The sequence below is a fragment of the Maribacter algae genome (assembly GCF_047345745.1).
Lineage (GTDB): Bacteria > Bacteroidota > Bacteroidia > Flavobacteriales > Flavobacteriaceae > Maribacter.
This window is the reverse complement of record NZ_JBLFES010000001.1, coordinates 1,331,654-1,350,042: the sequence shown is the minus strand read 5'-3', so window position 1 is coordinate 1,350,042 and position 18,389 is coordinate 1,331,654. Positions and strand designations below refer to the sequence as shown.

The window sequence follows — 18,389 nt, the reverse complement described above, 5'->3', positions numbered from 1 at the left end:
CAATTAAGGATTTAATTGCGTGCAAATGTAGTGATTTTTATTGGTTATCAACCTACCATATTCGCCCTATAACTTAAATTGTAAAGTAGTGTAAAACGTTCTAGGTTCCGAAGGAATAATTCCAGGTCCAGGGTATCCGGTAGCCCTTCTAGTGAAGTAACTGTTATCCAAAACATTATTGATTCCTGCTTCAAGTTTCCATTTTTTATAGGTGTACGAAAGGCTAAAATCCATGATGTCATACGCAGGAATCTCCCCTTCTATACCTCTTTGGTTGTCCGTTACATCTTGTAGCGCATTGGTGGCATCCGTAAATTGTTTGGACAAGTAGGTATATTGAAGGCTTCCCAAGAGATTCTTATACCCAAAATTCAGTCCAGTTTTCAAGTTTACCGCCGGAATAAATTCGACCTGATTTCCTTCTACGTTCGTTTCTTCTGATTCTAAATACTCAGAATTGGTCAATGCTAGATTCACAAAATAATTTAGTTTTACTTTTTTCAAAGTAGGAAATAAGGTTTCCTTCAAGCTCCAGTTGGCAAAACTTTCCAATCCGTACATAAAAGCTGTACCTATATTTCCGCGAAAACGAACTATGCCTCCTGTTTCAATTTCATTTCCATCGGCATCTATTCGGGTGGCAGGCTTTAGAATCTCTCCCAAGCGGTTATCGTACAACAATCCAAAGCCACTCACATCATAGGCAAGGATATCCTTATATCTACCCCTAAAACCCAAATCTGCCGTAAAACCGTCTTCATCGGTGATATTGGCATCCACCTGAAAAGATGGATTCACGACCCTGATATCGTTAAAAGTAACCGATCGGTAATTCTGGGAGAAGTTACCGTACAATTCTATACTGGGAGAAACCTTATACGTGGCGCCCAGACCCAGCAGTACAAAAGTTCTATCAAAAATTCTGTTATCTTCAATATCCTCGTTCAGGGTAACGTTGCCGGCCAAATCCCTTTGAATGTTCTTGAAAGAACCAATACTTTCCGTTTTGATATGCTCTAAACGGAATCCCGGAGTAATCGTAAATTTAGAAGTTATATTAAAAATATTCTCACCGAAAAAAGCAATATTCAAATTGGGAAAATCAAACTGGGATTGCCTATCATAATCCGGAAAATCGTCATCGGCAAAGTCAAAATCGGCATTAAAACCATTGCTTCCCGGTCCTTGCCTCTGGTCATTCGCCGTCTTATAAAATTTAGAGCCCAATAACAAAGCGGACTCCGTATTTCCAAGTTTATATCTTGTCAAAACCCGTGCTTCCGCACCCCAATTCTGAAAATTATCTACCAATAGCTCACGGGGTTCAAATTCCCCATCCTCATTTTGGGGAACATCCGGTTGTGAAACCCTGTTTGTCCTAAAACCCAAGGCTTTTCTTGATGCATCCAGACCGAACAGCTGTAAACTAAAATCTGTTTTTGACGAAAACTTATGGTCCAACCGTAATGCGTACATCTTCCAATCCACATTGAACCAATTGCGTTCCCTGTTGCTAAATGTAGGGTCTTCCAAAAATTGGGCATCGGTAAGCCCACCGGGTTGTTTTGCCAAATAGTTGAGAAAAGTGGTTTCCAAGGTCAGCTTTGTCCTATCGGAAAATTGATACCCTACATGGCCAAAATAGTTCCTACTATTATAATTACTGTTAGGTCTAAAACCGTTTCCTTCTTTATAATTAAAATAGGTATAATAACTCAACTTCCCTACCGTACCGCTTAAGCTGTTAAAACTGGTAAATAAATCATAGGAACCTAAAGTTTGGCGGGTAACGAGTTCTATTTTTTTATTGGGATTTGGCTTTTTAAACTTAAAATTGACCAACCCCCCAAATTGTGTTCCGTATTGCAGGGATGCTGCCCCACGCACTATTTGAATTTCTTCCAAGGCCTCCGCAGGAGGCGTATAGTAGCTCTCGGGATAGCCTAGAACATCGGCACTGATATCATAACCGTTTTGGCGTGTATTGAAATTGGCCGTGCGATTGGGGTCCAGACCTCTACCGCCAATATTCAGCTGCAGTCCCGCATCCCCATTGTCATAGATGTTCAACCCCACGACCTGACTGTATATTTGTCTCGGGTTGTTAGCGGCCAAGTTACCCGTTATCCCGTCCAGCAAGACTACCTCACTTTTTTTACCGGCGTAAATGGCCGTTCCCTCTACTTTTTTAAGTTGTTTTAGCGCGAATACTTTTTCCTTTCGTTGAATTAAAACTACTTCGGATAACGCTTCGGCCTCCAGTGGTTTTAATTTAATTTCGATGGACATGGGATTATCGAACGTCAACTCTTTCTCAAAAACCTCGTACTCGTAGGCAAATGCCAAAATCGTATATTTTCCTCCCGGAACGTCCGTAAACTCAAAACGACCTCCGGTATCCGTATTTTTTAAAAGTTGTAATTCCTTTAGATATACCTCGGTATCTGGAATTGGTTTTCCTTCGGCATTGGTTACCGTTCCTGAAATGGTCATTTGTGACCATCCCGAAAAAGAACAAAGCAAAATCAATAAACAACTAAATTCCTTTAATTTCATCTTTGAAGGGTATTATCCATTTTTTATGCGCAAATGATTCGCGTTCTTGAACCAAGTCTGTTTTTGGGTCGACAAAGGTAGTGCTTAACCTTCCGTTTAAAGCAACACGGCTATCCACAAAAACCTGAACATTTTTATGCCCGTCCTTTTTAAAATGTTCTTTTAAGTAATGTGCATATTCCAAAATAAAATCAGGCTGAAATGCCATTTGTTTTTCTTGAAATGGAGTAAGAAAATCGGAATTATCCACATAGAACCATCTTCCCGTATTCCCGTTTACCACCTTGAATTGAGCATAACCCGATTTCTCCATGAGCATAACCCGCCATGAAAACCGATACCCTTCCTCTGTCCAAAAAAGTTCTCCCGGATATAATAGATATCGAAAAGGAAACAGTAGCTGTATTGCAAAAAACAGTATCAAAACCCATTTTGTCATTTTGTTTTTTAAAGTCGAAGGAATTGGTAACCTTTTGTCCGTATTGAAACGATTGACATCGATTTTAAGTAATAAGCCCAGGTATTTTAAAATAGTCCGATGTACTTTTGCATCAAAAAAGATAAGTGTGGAAACGATCATGATGTACGGAAACATCCCGATGGGGAAAAGCACCCTAGTCAATACATGAAAAATAACGACCAAAGCAAAAGCAAAAGGTCTTGTTCTTCTGTATAACAATAAAAAAGGGATGGCCAGATCGTATCCGGCACCGATCCAACTAAAAGCATATTGCACCCATTCTTGACTCAACAGATTTCCCAATAAAGGAACATCAAATTTAGAGGGAAGCCATATCTTCAAAGGCATGGCCTTCAACAACCAGTCCGAGTTCAATTTGGCCAAACCTGCATAGAAATACACGATTCCCAGTAAAATTTTTATACTGTTTATCGTCCAAGCCGGAACGTACTGAAACGCTTTTTTAGGGTTTTTGGCCGCATCAATAGAAAAATAGGCATTTGCCGGTAAAAAAATCATTAGAAAACTTAGGATACTTATAAAGTAATAATGATTTAGATACGTGGTCTTATCCATTAATTCGATATAGGTAAAACTGAGAAAAAAGGTAATGATCGCCCATTTGTATTTGTAACCAAGTGCTATAAAAATTGATGCCAATCCACATATAATGAACAAAAGATAGGTGTAGTTCCCTAAGGGTTTGATCCATTCAAAACCATAATATGAAAAGAAAAATTTAGGTTCAATGTATAGTTTGTCTATCCACCCGTAGCTCCAAAATCTTACAATACTCATAAACATCATCAAACCGAATAAAATGCGAAAGACCGCCAAAGGGGCGGCCTCTACCTGGGTTTTTATATGTTTATTAATAAATGTACTCATCGATTATTAATCCCCGTCGGCATCAACAAAATCAATACTGATGCTCATTGCAGAAACCATATCTACCTTTAACAGCGGTACCGCTCTTTGTACCTCATCATATGCCAATAGCATTTGTGTGGCAGGTGAATTATTTTGAATTTCTTCCCTAAAACTTCCCAATCCGGTTACCGCACTACGCGCTTCATTGAACTGATTGTTGATCAATTGCTTTAAATCCTCGCCATCCTTGACCGAATTTAAATCGTCCAAATAGGAAGCCAAACTTACTCCAGAAGTTGTTTTGCCAAAATGCTTTCCGTTGAAAAAGTCCTGAACGGCGTTCAACCCTTCCAAAAACAATTCATTGGAAACATCACTTTTATAGAACGCCTCTACCTTTTCCGGAAACTTGGTTCCAGAAAAAACACCCAATGGTATTCCCATTTTTCCCGCTCGGAGAAATTTCTCGTAATAGAAAATATAATCGTTTACAAAACGATCTACTGATGCTGTGGCAGAAGCCCCATCATTATTCACAAAAGTATCTCTATATCCTTGGCTCCATTCCGCAACTACTTGATTTGTAAGCGTAGTCATATCTTCCAAAACAGCTTCGGCATATGCTATTAGTGCTTCCTTATCCGTGTCATTATACTTAGCGGCAATTGTTGCATCATCCTCTCCCAAGCCATTTATCAAATAATCCAATGCAGGAAAACCTTTGGCATCCCTATTGGAAGAAAGTGAAAGGTCATAGCTGCCAGAGGCTATATGACCTTCTATTTTTGAAGCATCCGTAGGATAAATATTCATATTTAAACGCAGTCCAACCGTTTCAGCCGGGCCAATTTCATACATGGAAACGCTCTGCCAAACTTTATAGGCAGACAACCATGATGATCGTAAAGCAGTTAAATTAGACACACTTGCATCTGCCTTAAACGAAGAAAAGGCCGTGTTCAAACTTTCCATTTCGGCGGAAAAAGCTTCGTAAGACGGAATGATGATATTATCCGCCCAGTTGGCCAGCATGGGACCTCTTTGAAAACTTACCGGCGTTGGACCATCATCCGTTATTTCCCCACCGCCTCCATTATCCGAGCTACAGGCCCAAAAAATGGTCGTTAAAAATAGAATTCCGAGTATCTTTTTCATTTGTATATTTTTCAAAACGGTAAAATGTTGTTCGCTAAAAAACCTTGTTCCGACTACATTCAATATTAAAGATTGCTATCCTTATTTTTATTTATTCTAATTAAATGCGAAAGTAAAAAAAGTAGTCTATTCCAGAATAAGAATAAACCACTTTTTTATTAACATCATAACCTAAAACTATTCTGATGCTTGCTCTAATGTAAAGTCAAATCGCTCAGCGATATCCGTCGCCATATCTTCCAATGTTGCAGTTTCCACATCCCAAAGTCCATTAATACCATCATCCATCAAGTCGATCAAAAAAGCGTCTACTTCAGCTTTTGTGAAATAAGGTTCGTTCGTACCGGGCTTTCGGGTAAATTGGAGACTATATATAAAACCATAACCTTCGGACAGGTCATGAAAAGCTGTTCCAAAAGCAGTTGGTTCCTGTGCAAGGGCATTTTTACCTTGCTGTAGATAAAATACCGCTCGAATACCGATTACCTCGGATATTTTCTGCTTAATGATGTCTGCTTGCTTATTACGCTCCGTATAATCTCCGGCCACAATAGCCGCACGGCCTAATTTGAATGCTTGAAAAATAGCATCTGCTATTCCGGCGAAGTCGGCATCGCCTTCTACTCTACCTATATATTTGTTCAAAAAACTATCCGCACCTAAATCCGCATTGGGATTTGCAGCATCAGCATTCAAGCCAAATGCATAACCATAAGCTTCATCCCATTTATGCTCCATAGTGGTGTAGGACTTTCCTTCTGCCACTGTACCGGCATCGTTCTCCGCTCTATTGTCCGCTTCATCAAGTACTGCCGGGCTTAAATAATTGTTCAAAGCCTGGTCTACCATTAGTGTCCCTATCAACCCCTTCGTAAAGGCCTGATCATACTCCAGCCCTTTTGCGCTAATATATCGAGTAGATGAACCGTCCGAAATTTGGCCTGCCGTTCCGGCCGCTGCAGCTACGCCCCAGTTTGGAAACACTTCACTGGCCTGTTTGTTCAAATACGATTCAAAATCGGCCCTGATAGCAGCTTGCACGGAAGGACTATTGGAAAAATAGTCTTCAGAAGCTGCCGTTTTACTTATCATATTTTTATCGGAAGCGTTTAAATCAGTATCGGAGAAATTATCCTCTCCTTCTTGATGCCCATACATGGCCACCATTTTTTCAGCTGTTGTATTTGGGTCTTTGATCAAGCTTAAAATTTCTTCACCCATTGCTATACGAGTCGTCTGACCTGAAAAATTGACCGTACTCTCTCCATCTCTAGTGAAAGTGTAACTTGTTGGATTTTCAATTTCCTTACTTATTTCGCCTGGGCCATCATCATCCTTGTCGCAAGAAGTAAATAATAATCCGGTAGTTGCAATCAAAGAAAAAGCTAATTTTTTCATTATTTGTTAAGTTTATTTAGACTTGTTATAAATAGATTGTTTGAGAGCACAAATTTAATCGCAAAATTGACTTACACAAAGTTTATTTAAATTAAATCTAAATAAACTTAAAGATTTAACATTTAGGTAAAATTTGTGTCTTTGGATAGATTAATGAATTAGTCCCCATCATTGTCATTAAAGGTTACTACAATATTTGCCGCGCTGGAAAAATCGGTTTTGAAAATAGCGATGACCTCTTGAATGCTTTCTCTGAATGTTTCAATCGCATCAATGTCATTTTCAACTGCCATTTCCAAAGATCCCTCAATTTGATTTAGGTTGGATATGGCCAATTGTATAGCTTCTTGAATGGCATTGTCCAATTCGGGACGATTTAAAACATCCGTCGTATATGATGCTAGACCAAAACCTTCTTCTCGAACATAATCACCGGTATAACTTTCTTGTATCGTATTTAAATTTGCTACTATAGCTTCCTTACTGAGCATACTCCTAAATACTTCTAGTTTTTCGACTCCCTCATTTTCCGAATTCAATGCCTCTTCTATTTTTCTGTTTTTAATGGATTCCAGCGCGGCAATAAGTGCATTGACCATTTGATTTTGACTCCCGTTGACACCGGTTTCCAAATTTGATTTGAGAGCGGACTGAGCCTCTTCCCATAATTTTTGAAGTGCTAAAACTTCTTCGTTTAAGTTCTTTGCAAGGGCCAATAAATATTCTCCACGTCTTTCGTAGTTGGGAAGCGATATAAATTCAGAAAGAACCATATCCGTACTGCCACGGTAAATCATATATTCAATAGCACCGTATCCTTTACTATTTGCGCCATTTTTAGCAATATATTCACTGTCAATAAAATCAGTGCTTTCAATATTTCTTTCTATAACGCAAGTATTAATCGGCCATTGATGAATACGTGTATGTATAAAAGAATTTTGAACAACACCCAAGTTATATATTTCAGCCTTTTTCCAATGTAAAAAGGAATTTTCCCATATATTTTTAATATTGATTAGGGTCTGTTCGGATGGATTTTCAATAAATTCCTCAGTCCCAACAACCAATTTGCCCACTAATTCTACATGTACGGTTTGGAGCATCTTAATCTGATTATCATATAAATCACTTACTTGCATGGCCCTACCTTCAGCTACCGTAATTTTTGCTTCATTTTCAGTACCCTGCACATCATCATTACCACAAGAAATAATTAACAGTACCAATTGAATACCAAGGATTATAACTATTTGTTTCTTTGTCATCTTATAATGTATTCAAAAATTGAATTAATTTACTACGTGCTTCACTGGATAAGCCTTTAAACTTTTCTTTGGATCGCAAAGCTTCGCCGCCATGCCAAAGTATAGCTTCCTCAATATTCCTGGCCCTACCGTCATGAAGCAGATTGGTATGACCATTTACTGTTTCTATGAGACCAATACCCCATAATGGAGGGGTTCGCCATTCGTTGCCATTGGCCTCAAAATCTGGCAAACCATCGGAAAGCCCCTCTCCCATGTCGTGTAACAATAAATCAGTATAGGGCCGGATAATTTGATTGGCAAGGCCCGCTATTTCATATGGGCCCGTTTCTATTTTTGGTATATGGCATTTTGTACAATCTATACTTTCAAATATTTCTTTTCCTTCCAATACTTTTTCATTATCAACATCCCTACGAGCAGGAACTGCCAAAGAAGCGGCATAAAAAGCTACTCTATCAAGATTATCATCCGGTATCTCTGGAGTTCCTCCATTTGCAATGCCGTCACAATTTAAAGGTGTAGGGCAGTTCTCGTTAGGAAAAAGCGAGGAGGTAATACCCAAATCTCCCGAAAAAGCCGCTGCCACCTGTTGTTTAATGTTCGGTTGATTGGCCTTCCAACCAAACCGACCTATTTTCATGGTATTTTCCGCTATATCATAAACAAGGTTTATACGACCGGAAATACCATCATCATCCATATCATTTGGGTCTGCAAAACTTTGGAGGGTGGTTTCCGGAATGGCGTCCAAAAGTCCCAAACCGATCATTTGATTGGCCACTCTTGGCGAAACTTTGGTCAACGGGTCCAACGCCCCATAGCTTAAACCGGAAAACCCATATTCCGGTTTCTGTAATTCTACCGTACTGCCATCTGGATATGTTTCTGTTAAAGTTTGATACGTAACAATCAAGGTACCTTCTTTTTGAACACTTAAAATAGCGTTGTCCTGAAGCTGCGTACCGTAGACCGGATCACCTACATTTGAGCCATTGGCATTCTTTTCCAATAGGCCCAACCTTAATAGAAGCCCATGGGAAAGTTCACCGTTAAACTCCGGGGGTCTACCACGACCATCCTTAAAATGGCAACCAGAACAATTCCTAGCATTAAAAAAGGGGCCTAAACCATCACGTGCTGTAGTAGATGCAGGTGCCGTGACCCAACTTTGATTAAAAAGAGAATTCCCGACTCCGAAAGTTACCCGTTCATCAAAAGACAGACCGGGAGACGCAAAACCAAAGGCTTCTGCGGAAAAGTTATTTGATGTACTGCTCCCTCCGGAAAGTTCTTCTCCTTCTTCTGGAATTAAAGGAATTATAATTTCTTCCTTATTACAGGAAAGTAAAAAAGCAATTGAAAATATGATGCTTAAAAATATTGATTTACTCATTTTAAAAATGATAAAACCGGACTCTTTCGAGTCCAGTTTCCTTTAATTAAACTAACTATTTGGGGGCAAAACTTTCAAAGTTTTTTATCAGGATATATTTTGTTTAATTGATTCCCAATGCAGGTCTCGCCTCCAATAATTTATCGCCGAAAGCTACAAGAGCCTGAACGGCCGTCTGTACTTTAGCACCTTCCGTACTCGTAGTCCCTTCGACTATGGCAAGGTCAAAAGGGTCAAGTGTAGCGTCAACCTGAGTTTGCGCCGTAGTCAAAAGTGTGTTCAATTCGGAGGCCAGATCGGCATCGACCTCCTTGATTAAATCTTCCAATGAGTTACCGGATACGTTACCGTACGTACCTTTGTAGACATTGACTATTCCTTGTAAATTTAAACGTATATCGCGGTGCGTATTATCACTAAAACAAGAATGCTCATCTTCTTGATCTTGGTTTACCAAAGCAACGGACATACGTTCAATTGCCAATTCGCTTCGCGATAATTCAGAGATACTACTAATCATGTTATCCAAGGCTTCATTTTCATCAAGTGCCAAAAAGGTTGTTTTGTAAGCACCGGACCATTCATCTATCATGACCTGTAGATGATCCGTTAATAAATCCGCCACGATGGCTAAATATTCCCTTCTTCGGTCTTGATTGGCAGCAGTACCACCGTCCACAAAATCAGTGTACGGACGTTGTCCCGCCATATTTTCTGAAGGAGCGGTAAGGTCTTGGCCCCATAGTAGAAATTCAATGGCATGGTATCCAATGGCAACATTCTCTTCGCCACCATTACCATTTTCTCCAGATAATACCTCCTTGCTAAGGGTTGGAAAAGTAGTATCGTCATTTATAATTCCGGCAGCAGCATCCCCATCTACATAATCAATAAAGACTTCATCCAAAGGCCATGAATTTAAAAATCCTTCTATTTCTTCAGTATCACCAGAATCGATAGGCCCGTTGGCAAAACGGAAGGCCTCACTTGGCCCATAACTTTCCCTAGATACCAACCAAGCCTCTTTGGCCGCATTAAAATTAACTTCCGTAGGGTCTGCAACAAAAGTAGCGATAGCCGTTTCAAGTGCTTCTGCATCTACCATAGCTGCTTGATAGTTTGCCAAAACTAAATCTGCATAATTGGACGTTACGGTTCTTCTATCAATTGTATTGTTTTCAGGACTTTCAGTATCATCATCGGAACAGCTAGTAAAAAAAATTGCTGAACAGGTCATTAGGGCAAAGGTGATTTTTCTCATTTTTCAGGTTGTTTTTATTTGGACTTATTTTAAATAACAATTTGAAAGCGCAAATTTAAACTGATAATTAACTCCAACAAACTTTATTTAAATTAAATCTAAATAAACTTAAAGATTTAACATTTGGAAGCTAAAGGGAAAGAAAAAAGGCTGCCTTTTCAGACAGCCTCAATATTATAAAATGTAGCTTGTAAACCTAGGCCGATGCCGTTTGAGGCGCCCAATGATTACAGGACATTCCGGGAGCCGCTTTCTGAGGGTTGGCACAATCACTCGTTTCAAAACGAACACAACTAATGCAGTTCTGTTCCGTTTTTAACGCAGCTTTCATTTCAAAACTATCACATGTATAGCTATTTCCCACTTGAACTCCATGCTTTTTGCAGGTATTACCTTCCAATAAATTTTCACAGTTCACACAACTATTTCCTAATCTTATAGACATAACAATCAATTTTTAATTATATCTATAAAACTAAGGGTGAAACTGATCAGAAACAATTTAAATAGCTGATATACAGTAATATCTATTTAGATTGCTTTAAAATAAAAGGAAGTGGATAATGTTAAATTTTTGGGCAACGCTTGCAGTTGGTCTTCCCCTTTTTCTTAAACTTTTTACAACACTTTTTTTTCTTGTCGCCAGAGCACGCTGTGCAAGATGGTCCCATAATTATACAAGTATTGCCAGAAGTAGTTAACAACATTATTTTTAATTATTCTAAATAAAAACAAAACTACTAAAAAAAGGCTTGTAATGACAAGCCTTTTTTAAATATTGTAAAACGTTACCAACAATTATTCTTCCGCGTCAACGGATGTCGCTATGGTATTAATGTCCCTATCGAACATATAATGTCCGGATTTATCATCGCCAATAATGTTCAATTTGTCCAACAGCGTTCTGGCCACTGCTTCCTCTTCCAACTGTTCCGTAACATACCACTGCATAAAGTTGTGCACGTTGTAATCTTTTTTATTAAGACATTCAAAAATGACATGATTGATCTGTTCCGTTACGAACATTTCACTCTTTAAAAAATCGGCGAACAGCTCGTTCAAAGATTCAAACTCCGCTTTTGGCTTTTCCAATGCCGGTACAACTACCTTGCCTCCGCGCTCATTCACAAACTTTACCAATTTGATCATGTGTACACGCTCCTCCTCTGATTGCTTGTAAAAGAATTCGGAAATGCCATTATATCCTTCTTCATCTGCCCACGAGGCCATTGCCAAATAATGCATTGAGGCATTGGCTTCATACTTTATCTGATCGTTTAACAGCTTTTCAATTGATTTGTTCATCGGTATTATTTTTAACAAAGGTAATTAGGTTTTAAGTTCGTTCAAATTTTAGGTAAGCGGATTTTTAGGGTCTACCCGATATTTTTCCAAAGTTGCATCCATATCCAAAATAAAATGGGTGCCTTTGATAAGGTCTTCCATCATTTCCAAGATAGGTTCATTCACTTTTAAACAAATATCTATCAGCGGATTTGAACACCATATTTTATTGCATTGATTGCCTCCGCATTCATCGCAGTTACATGGTTCGTTGGATTTATTAACAATTTTCAACAGGTGGTCCAGATCCGATTTTGATATGAACAGCCCCACCGTGTCTATTACCAATTGCATTTCACAAGATGGGTTTGGGCTATTTTTTACGTAGTAGGTAGCGCCGTAATCATTTTTATAGATCAATTCCATTTCAACTATTTTTTGGTATTCAACTCACTGATTTTTAAAAATTTCTTTTTCTACAGTATTATTTAATCGATATACAAACAAGTAATATACTACCGACAAAAACATTGCCCAACCTGCACTTATGGCACATAAACCCAATGTTGAAACCTGATAAGTATCAATACTGATGTAATACATGAAAAATAGCATCACAGCGAATATGCCCCAGTTAACGTAACGCCAATGTCCCATAATCCTTTGTTTATTCTTTTTACGTTTTATTGCTTTACGTTTCAAGGTTATCCAAATTCCCGTGCCTACCAATGAAGAAATACCCAGACCCAATATGAACCAGATAATTTTGGTGACCAAACCGCCCCAGTAACCGAAATGCAAAGGATCCGCAATATCATTTAAGTACATAATCGCCCCGATTTCGGTTGCTTTTTGAACCGAAACTACTTCGTATGTTTCGGGGTGCAAGTACACCCTATTCGCTCTTGGGCGAACCAAAGGCACCTCACTAGTTCCCGTAATATAGATGGTACCGGACGAGCCTCTGCTAGGGACTATAAAACCAAGCTCCAAGTTAGGTATTTGTGTCTTTGCGATTTCAATAGCTTTGTCATAGTCCAACGTCTTGGCATCCAAATTTTCCGTGCTATCAAGGTTTTCCAAAGCTTCAATCTTTGGTGCCCTTGGATTTGCTATTCGCCCTAACCCTGCCGTATTGGTCCGCTCAAGAAAATACCAAATGCCGGTAATGGAAAAAAGCAAGGTAAAAGGCACTGACCACACGCCTACCAAGCGGTGTAAACTTCTAAAAAACACCAATGTTCCTTTACCTGTTTTTAGCTCAAATAATTTCCGCCACCATTTTTTATAAAAAACTAAAGCCGTTATCAACGAAATCAATAATAAAAAACCAAAAATCAAAACCGTGAAATGACCTATTTGAAAGGGTATAAAAAGAAAATAATGTAGGTTTCGGAAATACCGTTGTACGGTCATTTGAGTCTTACCCTGTATTTCACCAGTGTAAGGGTTGGCAAAAACGTAGCTCCTTTTACCATTATTTTTTACCTGTAATATATCGCACATGTATTTTTCCCCGCTATGGTCCCAAAAAGTAACTTCGGCTTGAGGATAGGTCTTTTTTAAATTTTCCATAATCAGGTTACGCGGAGCCAACTCTTCTTGGGGGACTGCCCTGATTTCCGAATTAAAAAGCCAATCCATCTCATTACTAAGTGTTGCCAAGGTGCCCGAAAAGCATACTATAAAAAATAGTATGCTCAATCGGATGCCTATCCAACTATGGATCTTAAAAAAAGACTTCTTGTTGAGTTTCATTTAAAACGTATATCCCACGGATAATAAATAATTACGTGGAGCCCCGGGAAATAAACGCACATAGCTATAACCACCTACCCAATGGGTTTTGTTGGTGAAATTATTGACGAGCAAACGTATATTAAATTTATCTACCGTGTACGAAACGCCAGCATCAAAAATGGTGTACTCAGGCAACTGCAAACTGCTTTCAAAAGTATTCCTGCTAGACACAAAATTACTTCCCAAGGTCAATCCTATACCCTTTAAAACACCGTTATCAAATGTATATTTTCCAAAAAATCCACCCTGATTTAGGGGTGCATTTTCTTTTCTTTCCCCTATTTCCTCTTCAACATTACTTTCACTAATTGTTGCTTGGTTATAGGCGTAGTTGGCACTAAGCGTAAAGTTTCTTGAAATACGGCCGTTAATGTCCAACTCAAAACCCAACGACTCTTCCTGTCCCCGTTGGCGAAGCAGTTCTGGATTGTCCGCCGCGTTGGCATTCACCAAAATATTATTGTTCTCGATATAATAGAGCGCCAAATTTGCCGATAATCTTTTGTTGAAAAATTCCCCTTTGGCCCCAACTTCTGCCATATAAGCACTTATTGGATCAAAAGGACCTCCCGTTAACGGATTGTTTTGGACGGAAACTCCTTGCGGTTGAAAACTCTCCGTATAAGTTCCGTAAACATTGATATTGTCCGTGGCAGCGTACACAAGACCTAATCTTGGCAGGAATTTTTTCTGTTCCGTTTTTTCTTCATCGGGTCGGTCAAAATTGACGATGTCATTATAGTATTCCTGCCTACCGCCAATCAGGAACTGAAACTTGTTCCATTTGATTTGATCCTGTATATAAAACCCATAAGAAAAGTATTTTGTGGGGTCAAAAGCCCTATCCACAAACACATAATTGCTTACCCGCGCCACAGTATATTCAGGGTTTTCCAAATCAAAATGAGGCACGTTGGGAATAGGGTTTCCTTCTTCATCCCTCTGAAAATCCGCAAAATCGCCCGCACTAGTTGATGATGTACCATCATTCAAAAGATATCCGCGTGCCGTGGATACAGCATTTCCTTCAGGTTGTTTCTGTTCATTGTAATCTAACCCTGCAAGAATAGTATGTTCCAACGCCCCGGTATTTTCCTTGTAGATGAAATAGGTAGAAATGTTATCCGCTATCTGTTGTCTTTGGCGGTTAATGACTTGCATTCCCATCAAAGTCGGTATCTGTTGTCCCAAACCATCTATTGCAAATTGATTGGATGTACGGTGCTCCAATAAATCCTCTTCGAATAGGTACTTAATATAGGAGGCATTAAAGGATAATTTATCAGAAAAATTATGACTCAGGGACAACGTGGAGTAGACCACATCACTTTTTTGATAATCGCTTGTTTGACCAATTGCAAAGCTGATAGGTGTTGAATTTAAATCGGTTCCTGCGGTGGCACCGAAAATGGGCTGACCTCGATCTAAATTGTTATCAAAATTACTGACTACCAAATCGAAATTTATACGTGTTCGCTCCGTTGGCAGAAAGGAGAACGAAGGTGCAATTACGAAAGACTTAAATTGTTGCAAATCACGAAACGTATCCGAATTTTCATACCCCAGATTTAAACGATACAACAATGAACCGTTTTTATTCATAGCACCAGTAAAATCTGCAGTAGCCCGTAATGTATTAAAACTACCGGTCGTGAAATTGATGGCTTTCCTATCCTCTGCCAATGGTTTCTTGGTGACCCTATTCATAATTCCACCTGGAATAGAATTTCCGAACATGGCAGACGCCGGACCCTTGACCACCTCCACTCTTTCTATATTGACCAACAAAGGTTGCGGACCAAAAAGACCAATTACGCGCAAACCATTGATATAAGTATCTCCCGAACGGAAACCTCTAAACGTAAAGTCGTCATAATAGGAAAACTGATTGACCCCGCTAATATTTTTAACTACATCATTTACACGATACGCTTGTTGGTCGGACATCAATTCCTTGGTGACATAACTTATGGCTTGTGGAATATCCTTAATGGCGGTAGCCGTTTTAGTAGCGGAATAACTCACATCGTTTTTATAGGACCTGGCCCTACGACCGGTGATTTCCACCGCCTGTAATTTTTCCACTGACGGTACTAACGAAAAATCCAGCAAAATGGTTTCCTGATTTTCAACGGTTACGGTATTGGTCTGGGTCCCATACCCGATATAGGTGACCGTTACGGTATACTCTTCCTCAGTAAGTCCTGGAAAGCTATATTTTCCATTGAAGTCGGTCGTGGTGCCTTCCGTACTCGTTAGCATGACTGTAGCTCCCAATAAGGGCAAATCGTTTTCGTCATAAACAGTTCCTTTTATTTCTGTCTGAGCCCACACCATTGAAAATGTGAGAAAAGCGATAAAGAATACATAATTTTTTTTCATAAAACTTTGATTAGTAATGGTTCTTAGAGAGATGAACCATTTTTCTTATTTAGAATGATTCCTAATTGAGGGTCAAATATATTTCTTATTTTTAATTAATCTAAATAAATATTATATTTTTGAAGAATAATTTCTAATCCGAAATAGAAACATAATGACCGATATTCACCCCATTTACAACAATCAGTTTGGCGTTGCTTTTCAATGTAAAAGGGCCAGTTTAAGGGATATAAAGAGAATTCAACTCGTGTTTAGGGATACGGGGCTATTGCTTTCCTACGACGAATTGCTTCTATTTTCAAAGAATATATTGCATACCCGAAAGAACTCGCCCTTATGTGAAGATTGTAAGGAGAGCGAGCAATGCAAGGCACTATTGGTAAACTCACCTGCGTCTCAAATCACTTTTGCTATGAATGTTAAAGAATTGGATGCTATCCAAGACCTTGTAGAAGGAACCTTGTTTCAGTTAAAACTCGATAATTTTTTAAGTGGAATCTGTAAGTCCGATTAATGATACCTCGAAAATAACGCCGTTGCTTTATTGTATGCCGCTTCAAAGACCATCCAATTGACCCCCGTTTCCGCTTTCTCAGTCGTTAAAAAGGAAAGTATTTTCTCAGTGGGCATATTTCCGGTAAGCTCATCCTTCGCCATGGGGCAACCCCCGAAACCCTGTATAGCACCATCAAACCGTCTACAACCTGTCTGAAAGGCAGCATTTACTTTCTCATGCCACTTAGTAGGTGTCGTATGTAAATGGGCCCCGAATTCTATTTGCGGGTATTTTGGAATCAAATTTGAAAAAAGATACGAAATGGTCTCTGGGTCAGAAGTACCCACCGTGTCAGATAGGGATACTATTTTTGCGCCCATAGCGGACAATTTTTCAGTCCATTCCCCTACTATTTCCACATTCCACGGATCACCATACGGATTACCAAAACCCATCGAAATATAAGTGACCACTTCCTTGTTTTTACTTTCGGCAATATTGAAAATTTCCTGTAAAGTCTCAACAGATTGTGCTATGGTCTTATGGGTGTTCCGCATTTGAAAATTCTCGGAGATAGAGAACGGGAAGCCCAAATAATCAATTTCAGAATGTTTCACTGCATCTTGTGCACCTCTTATATTGGCCACGATAGCGAGTAGTTTGCTTTTGGTTTTGGACAGATCCAATTTTGACAGTACTTCTGCAGTATCAATCATTTGGGGTATTGCCTTTGGCGAAACAAAACTCCCAAAATCAATCGTATCAAAACCGCAACCCAACAAAGACTGTATATAGCGTACCTTTTCATCGGTAGGTATAAACTTTTTTATTCCCTGCATGGCATCTCGGGGACACTCAGTGATTTTGACATTATTGGTCATCTTGTAAAAGTACAAACTCCAAAGAAAGTACCAACTTCAAAAGTTATGATTCAACAAACAAATAGATGGCTATTGCTACGAAAACCAAAATTTGTAACCATTTCAAAACCAGACCTACTTTTTCATTTCTGTCCAAGCGACTGGCAAGAAATCCCGATAATAGCGCAATGCTTCCAAAAATAAGCGATGACACCAAAATAAAAAGGAATCCCAAAACGTAAAATTGTACTACGGACCCCAACGTTTCCGAAAATAGAAACCCAGGAAAAAAAGCCAAAAAGAATATAGTCACTTTGGGATTCAGCACATTCATGATAAACCCTTGACGAAACAGTGCCGATAAACTTTTTCTTGGGCCACCATCTCTGGACAGCATGACCGTACTATCGTACTTAAAAACTTTATAGGCCAAGTACAGCAAATAGAGTGCCCCAAAAACCTTGATGCCCAAAAAGATATTCGGATTATTTTTTATCAAAGCGGAAACGCCAAAGGCCAACAACGTGGTATGCACCAAACAACCGGTCATTAACCCCGCCATAGTTGCCAAACCATACTTTTTGCCATGGCTTACACTTTGAATAAGTACAAATATATTATCCGGACCGGGAGAAATTGCCAAAGCGGCGGTAGCACCGCAAAAGGCGATTAAAATAGTATAATCCAACAATTTTTTAGTTTGATGCTTAAATAGGAAAAATACAAATTACAGTGCTTCATTTTTCATATCTTTCCAAAAAAAGATGAGAGACTACGCCAAAATACTTTTAATTTTCACGCTAGTTTTATTTCTAGGTTTCTCCTGTGAAGAAAAAAACAAACCTTCTCAAACCAATAAAATGACTACCGTTAAAGATTCCGTTCTACGCCATGTGGTACTATTTAAGTTCAAAAATGGAACAACAGCACAAGAAGTAAAAAAAGTAGAAGATGCGTTCGGTGCCCTACCTTCTAAGATTCCGCAAATAAGAGATTATGAATGGGGGATAAACAATAGTCCAGAAGGGTTAGAAAAGGGGTTTACTCATTGCTTCTTTCTGTCTTTCGACAGCGAAGAAGACCGGGCCATTTATTTACCACATCCTGACCACAAGACCTTTGGAGAGGTTCTTTCTCCATATTTAGAAGATGTATTGGTTCTTGATTATTGGACAAAGGATTAGTTTTTTTGAAGGGTATCAA

Annotated in this window: 16 protein-coding genes; 2 read left to right on the top strand and 14 right to left on the bottom strand. The window is 39.0% G+C overall.

All coding sequences use genetic code 11. The features are described from left to right. Positions 1-66: 66 nt before the first annotated feature. The 12 genes from ACKWBX_RS06020 to ACKWBX_RS05965 form a co-directional block, all read right to left on the bottom strand. A complete protein-coding gene (locus ACKWBX_RS06020) occupies positions 67-2,556 on the bottom strand; it encodes a TonB-dependent receptor domain-containing protein (RefSeq protein ID WP_413967746.1) in 2,490 nt (829 codons plus the stop codon). Next, on the bottom strand, positions 2,537-3,904 hold the full coding sequence (locus ACKWBX_RS06015; RefSeq protein WP_413967745.1) for an HTTM domain-containing protein: 1,368 nt from the start codon (positions 3,902-3,904) through the stop codon (positions 2,537-2,539). The genes ACKWBX_RS06020 and ACKWBX_RS06015 overlap by 20 nt, the downstream gene beginning before the upstream one ends. A gap of 6 nt (positions 3,905-3,910) precedes the next feature. Next, complete coding sequence (locus ACKWBX_RS06010; protein ID WP_413967744.1) at positions 3,911-5,041, bottom strand: imelysin family protein; 1,131 nt, start codon at positions 5,039-5,041, stop codon at positions 3,911-3,913. A gap of 177 nt (positions 5,042-5,218) precedes the next feature. Continuing rightward, a complete protein-coding gene (locus ACKWBX_RS06005) occupies positions 5,219-6,439 on the bottom strand; it encodes a DUF4856 domain-containing protein (RefSeq protein ID WP_413967743.1) in 1,221 nt (406 codons plus the stop codon). A gap of 158 nt (positions 6,440-6,597) precedes the next feature. Further along, positions 6,598-7,707 carry an imelysin family protein gene (locus ACKWBX_RS06000; RefSeq protein ID WP_413967742.1) on the bottom strand — a complete coding sequence of 370 codons (1,110 nt, stop codon included), beginning with the start codon at positions 7,705-7,707 and terminating at the stop codon, positions 6,598-6,600. Position 7,708: 1 nt separating this feature from the next. Further along, a complete protein-coding gene (locus ACKWBX_RS05995) occupies positions 7,709-9,103 on the bottom strand; it encodes a di-heme oxidoreductase family protein (protein WP_413967741.1) in 1,395 nt (464 codons plus the stop codon). 103 nt (positions 9,104-9,206) lie between these two features. Continuing rightward, positions 9,207-10,364, bottom strand: a complete 1,158-nt coding sequence (locus tag ACKWBX_RS05990; RefSeq protein ID WP_413967740.1) for an imelysin family protein — start codon at positions 10,362-10,364, stop codon at positions 9,207-9,209. A 196-nt stretch (positions 10,365-10,560) separates the two neighbouring features. Continuing rightward, complete coding sequence (locus tag ACKWBX_RS05985; protein WP_413967739.1) at positions 10,561-10,809, bottom strand: hypothetical protein; 249 nt, start codon at positions 10,807-10,809, stop codon at positions 10,561-10,563. Positions 10,810-11,162: 353 nt separating this feature from the next. Next, entirely contained in the window at positions 11,163-11,669 is a 507-nt protein-coding gene (locus ACKWBX_RS05980) for a ferritin (RefSeq protein WP_413967738.1), read from the bottom strand. Positions 11,670-11,717: 48 nt separating this feature from the next. After that, positions 11,718-12,074, bottom strand: a complete 357-nt coding sequence (locus tag ACKWBX_RS05975) for a hypothetical protein (RefSeq protein ID WP_413967737.1) — start codon at positions 12,072-12,074, stop codon at positions 11,718-11,720. A gap of 24 nt (positions 12,075-12,098) precedes the next feature. After that, positions 12,099-13,406 (bottom strand): PepSY-associated TM helix domain-containing protein, encoded by a 1,308-nt coding sequence (locus ACKWBX_RS05970; protein WP_413967736.1) that lies wholly within the window; start codon positions 13,404-13,406, stop codon positions 12,099-12,101. Next, positions 13,407-15,830 (bottom strand): TonB-dependent siderophore receptor, encoded by a 2,424-nt coding sequence (locus tag ACKWBX_RS05965; RefSeq protein ID WP_413967735.1) that lies wholly within the window; start codon positions 15,828-15,830, stop codon positions 13,407-13,409. 154 nt (positions 15,831-15,984) lie between these two features. Between ACKWBX_RS05965 and ACKWBX_RS05960 the strand changes: the two genes are divergently transcribed. After that, complete coding sequence (locus ACKWBX_RS05960) at positions 15,985-16,344, top strand: hypothetical protein (RefSeq protein ID WP_413967734.1); 360 nt, start codon at positions 15,985-15,987, stop codon at positions 16,342-16,344. On the opposite strand, the gene ACKWBX_RS05955 is transcribed toward ACKWBX_RS05960, so the two are convergent. Together ACKWBX_RS05955 and ACKWBX_RS05950 are read right to left on the bottom strand one after the other, a co-directional pair. Next, on the bottom strand, positions 16,341-17,207 hold the full coding sequence (locus tag ACKWBX_RS05955) for a hydroxymethylglutaryl-CoA lyase (protein WP_413967733.1): 867 nt from the start codon (positions 17,205-17,207) through the stop codon (positions 16,341-16,343). The genes ACKWBX_RS05960 and ACKWBX_RS05955 overlap by 4 nt on opposite strands. Positions 17,208-17,250: 43 nt before the next feature. After that, entirely contained in the window at positions 17,251-17,874 is a 624-nt protein-coding gene (locus ACKWBX_RS05950; protein WP_413967732.1) for a LysE family translocator, read from the bottom strand. A gap of 172 nt (positions 17,875-18,046) precedes the next feature. Here ACKWBX_RS05950 and ACKWBX_RS05945 point away from each other — a divergent pair, with 172 nt between their 5' ends. Further along, positions 18,047-18,370 carry a Dabb family protein gene (locus ACKWBX_RS05945; protein ID WP_413967731.1) on the top strand — a complete coding sequence of 108 codons (324 nt, stop codon included), beginning with the start codon at positions 18,047-18,049 and terminating at the stop codon, positions 18,368-18,370. Positions 18,371-18,389: the final 19 nt, after the last annotated feature.

What these genes read in the sequence shown, in the direction of transcription:
- ACKWBX_RS05995 (WP_413967741.1), bottom strand. Translation starts at nt 9,103, where the DNA reads ATGAGTAAATCAATATTTTTAAGCATCATATTTTCAATTGCTTTTTTA.
- ACKWBX_RS06000 (WP_413967742.1), bottom strand. Translation starts at nt 7,707, where the DNA reads ATGACAAAGAAACAAATAGTTATAATCCTTGGTATTCAATTGGTACTG.
- ACKWBX_RS05975 (WP_413967737.1), bottom strand. Translation starts at nt 12,074, where the DNA reads ATGGAATTGATCTATAAAAATGATTACGGCGCTACCTACTACGTAAAA.
- ACKWBX_RS05970 (WP_413967736.1), bottom strand. Translation starts at nt 13,406, where the DNA reads ATGAAACTCAACAAGAAGTCTTTTTTTAAGATCCATAGTTGGATAGGC.
- ACKWBX_RS05980 (WP_413967738.1), bottom strand. Translation starts at nt 11,669, where the DNA reads ATGAACAAATCAATTGAAAAGCTGTTAAACGATCAGATAAAGTATGAA.
- ACKWBX_RS05960 (WP_413967734.1), top strand. Translation starts at nt 15,985, where the DNA reads ATGACCGATATTCACCCCATTTACAACAATCAGTTTGGCGTTGCTTTT.
- ACKWBX_RS05965 (WP_413967735.1), bottom strand. Translation starts at nt 15,830, where the DNA reads ATGAAAAAAAATTATGTATTCTTTATCGCTTTTCTCACATTTTCAATG.
- ACKWBX_RS05945 (WP_413967731.1), top strand. Translation starts at nt 18,047, where the DNA reads ATGACTACCGTTAAAGATTCCGTTCTACGCCATGTGGTACTATTTAAG.
- ACKWBX_RS06020 (WP_413967746.1), bottom strand. Translation starts at nt 2,556, where the DNA reads ATGAAATTAAAGGAATTTAGTTGTTTATTGATTTTGCTTTGTTCTTTT.
- ACKWBX_RS05990 (WP_413967740.1), bottom strand. Translation starts at nt 10,364, where the DNA reads ATGAGAAAAATCACCTTTGCCCTAATGACCTGTTCAGCAATTTTTTTT.
- ACKWBX_RS05955 (WP_413967733.1), bottom strand. Translation starts at nt 17,207, where the DNA reads ATGACCAATAATGTCAAAATCACTGAGTGTCCCCGAGATGCCATGCAG.
- ACKWBX_RS06010 (WP_413967744.1), bottom strand. Translation starts at nt 5,041, where the DNA reads ATGAAAAAGATACTCGGAATTCTATTTTTAACGACCATTTTTTGGGCC.
- ACKWBX_RS05985 (WP_413967739.1), bottom strand. Translation starts at nt 10,809, where the DNA reads ATGTCTATAAGATTAGGAAATAGTTGTGTGAACTGTGAAAATTTATTG.
- ACKWBX_RS06015 (WP_413967745.1), bottom strand. Translation starts at nt 3,904, where the DNA reads ATGAGTACATTTATTAATAAACATATAAAAACCCAGGTAGAGGCCGCC.
- ACKWBX_RS06005 (WP_413967743.1), bottom strand. Translation starts at nt 6,439, where the DNA reads ATGAAAAAATTAGCTTTTTCTTTGATTGCAACTACCGGATTATTATTT.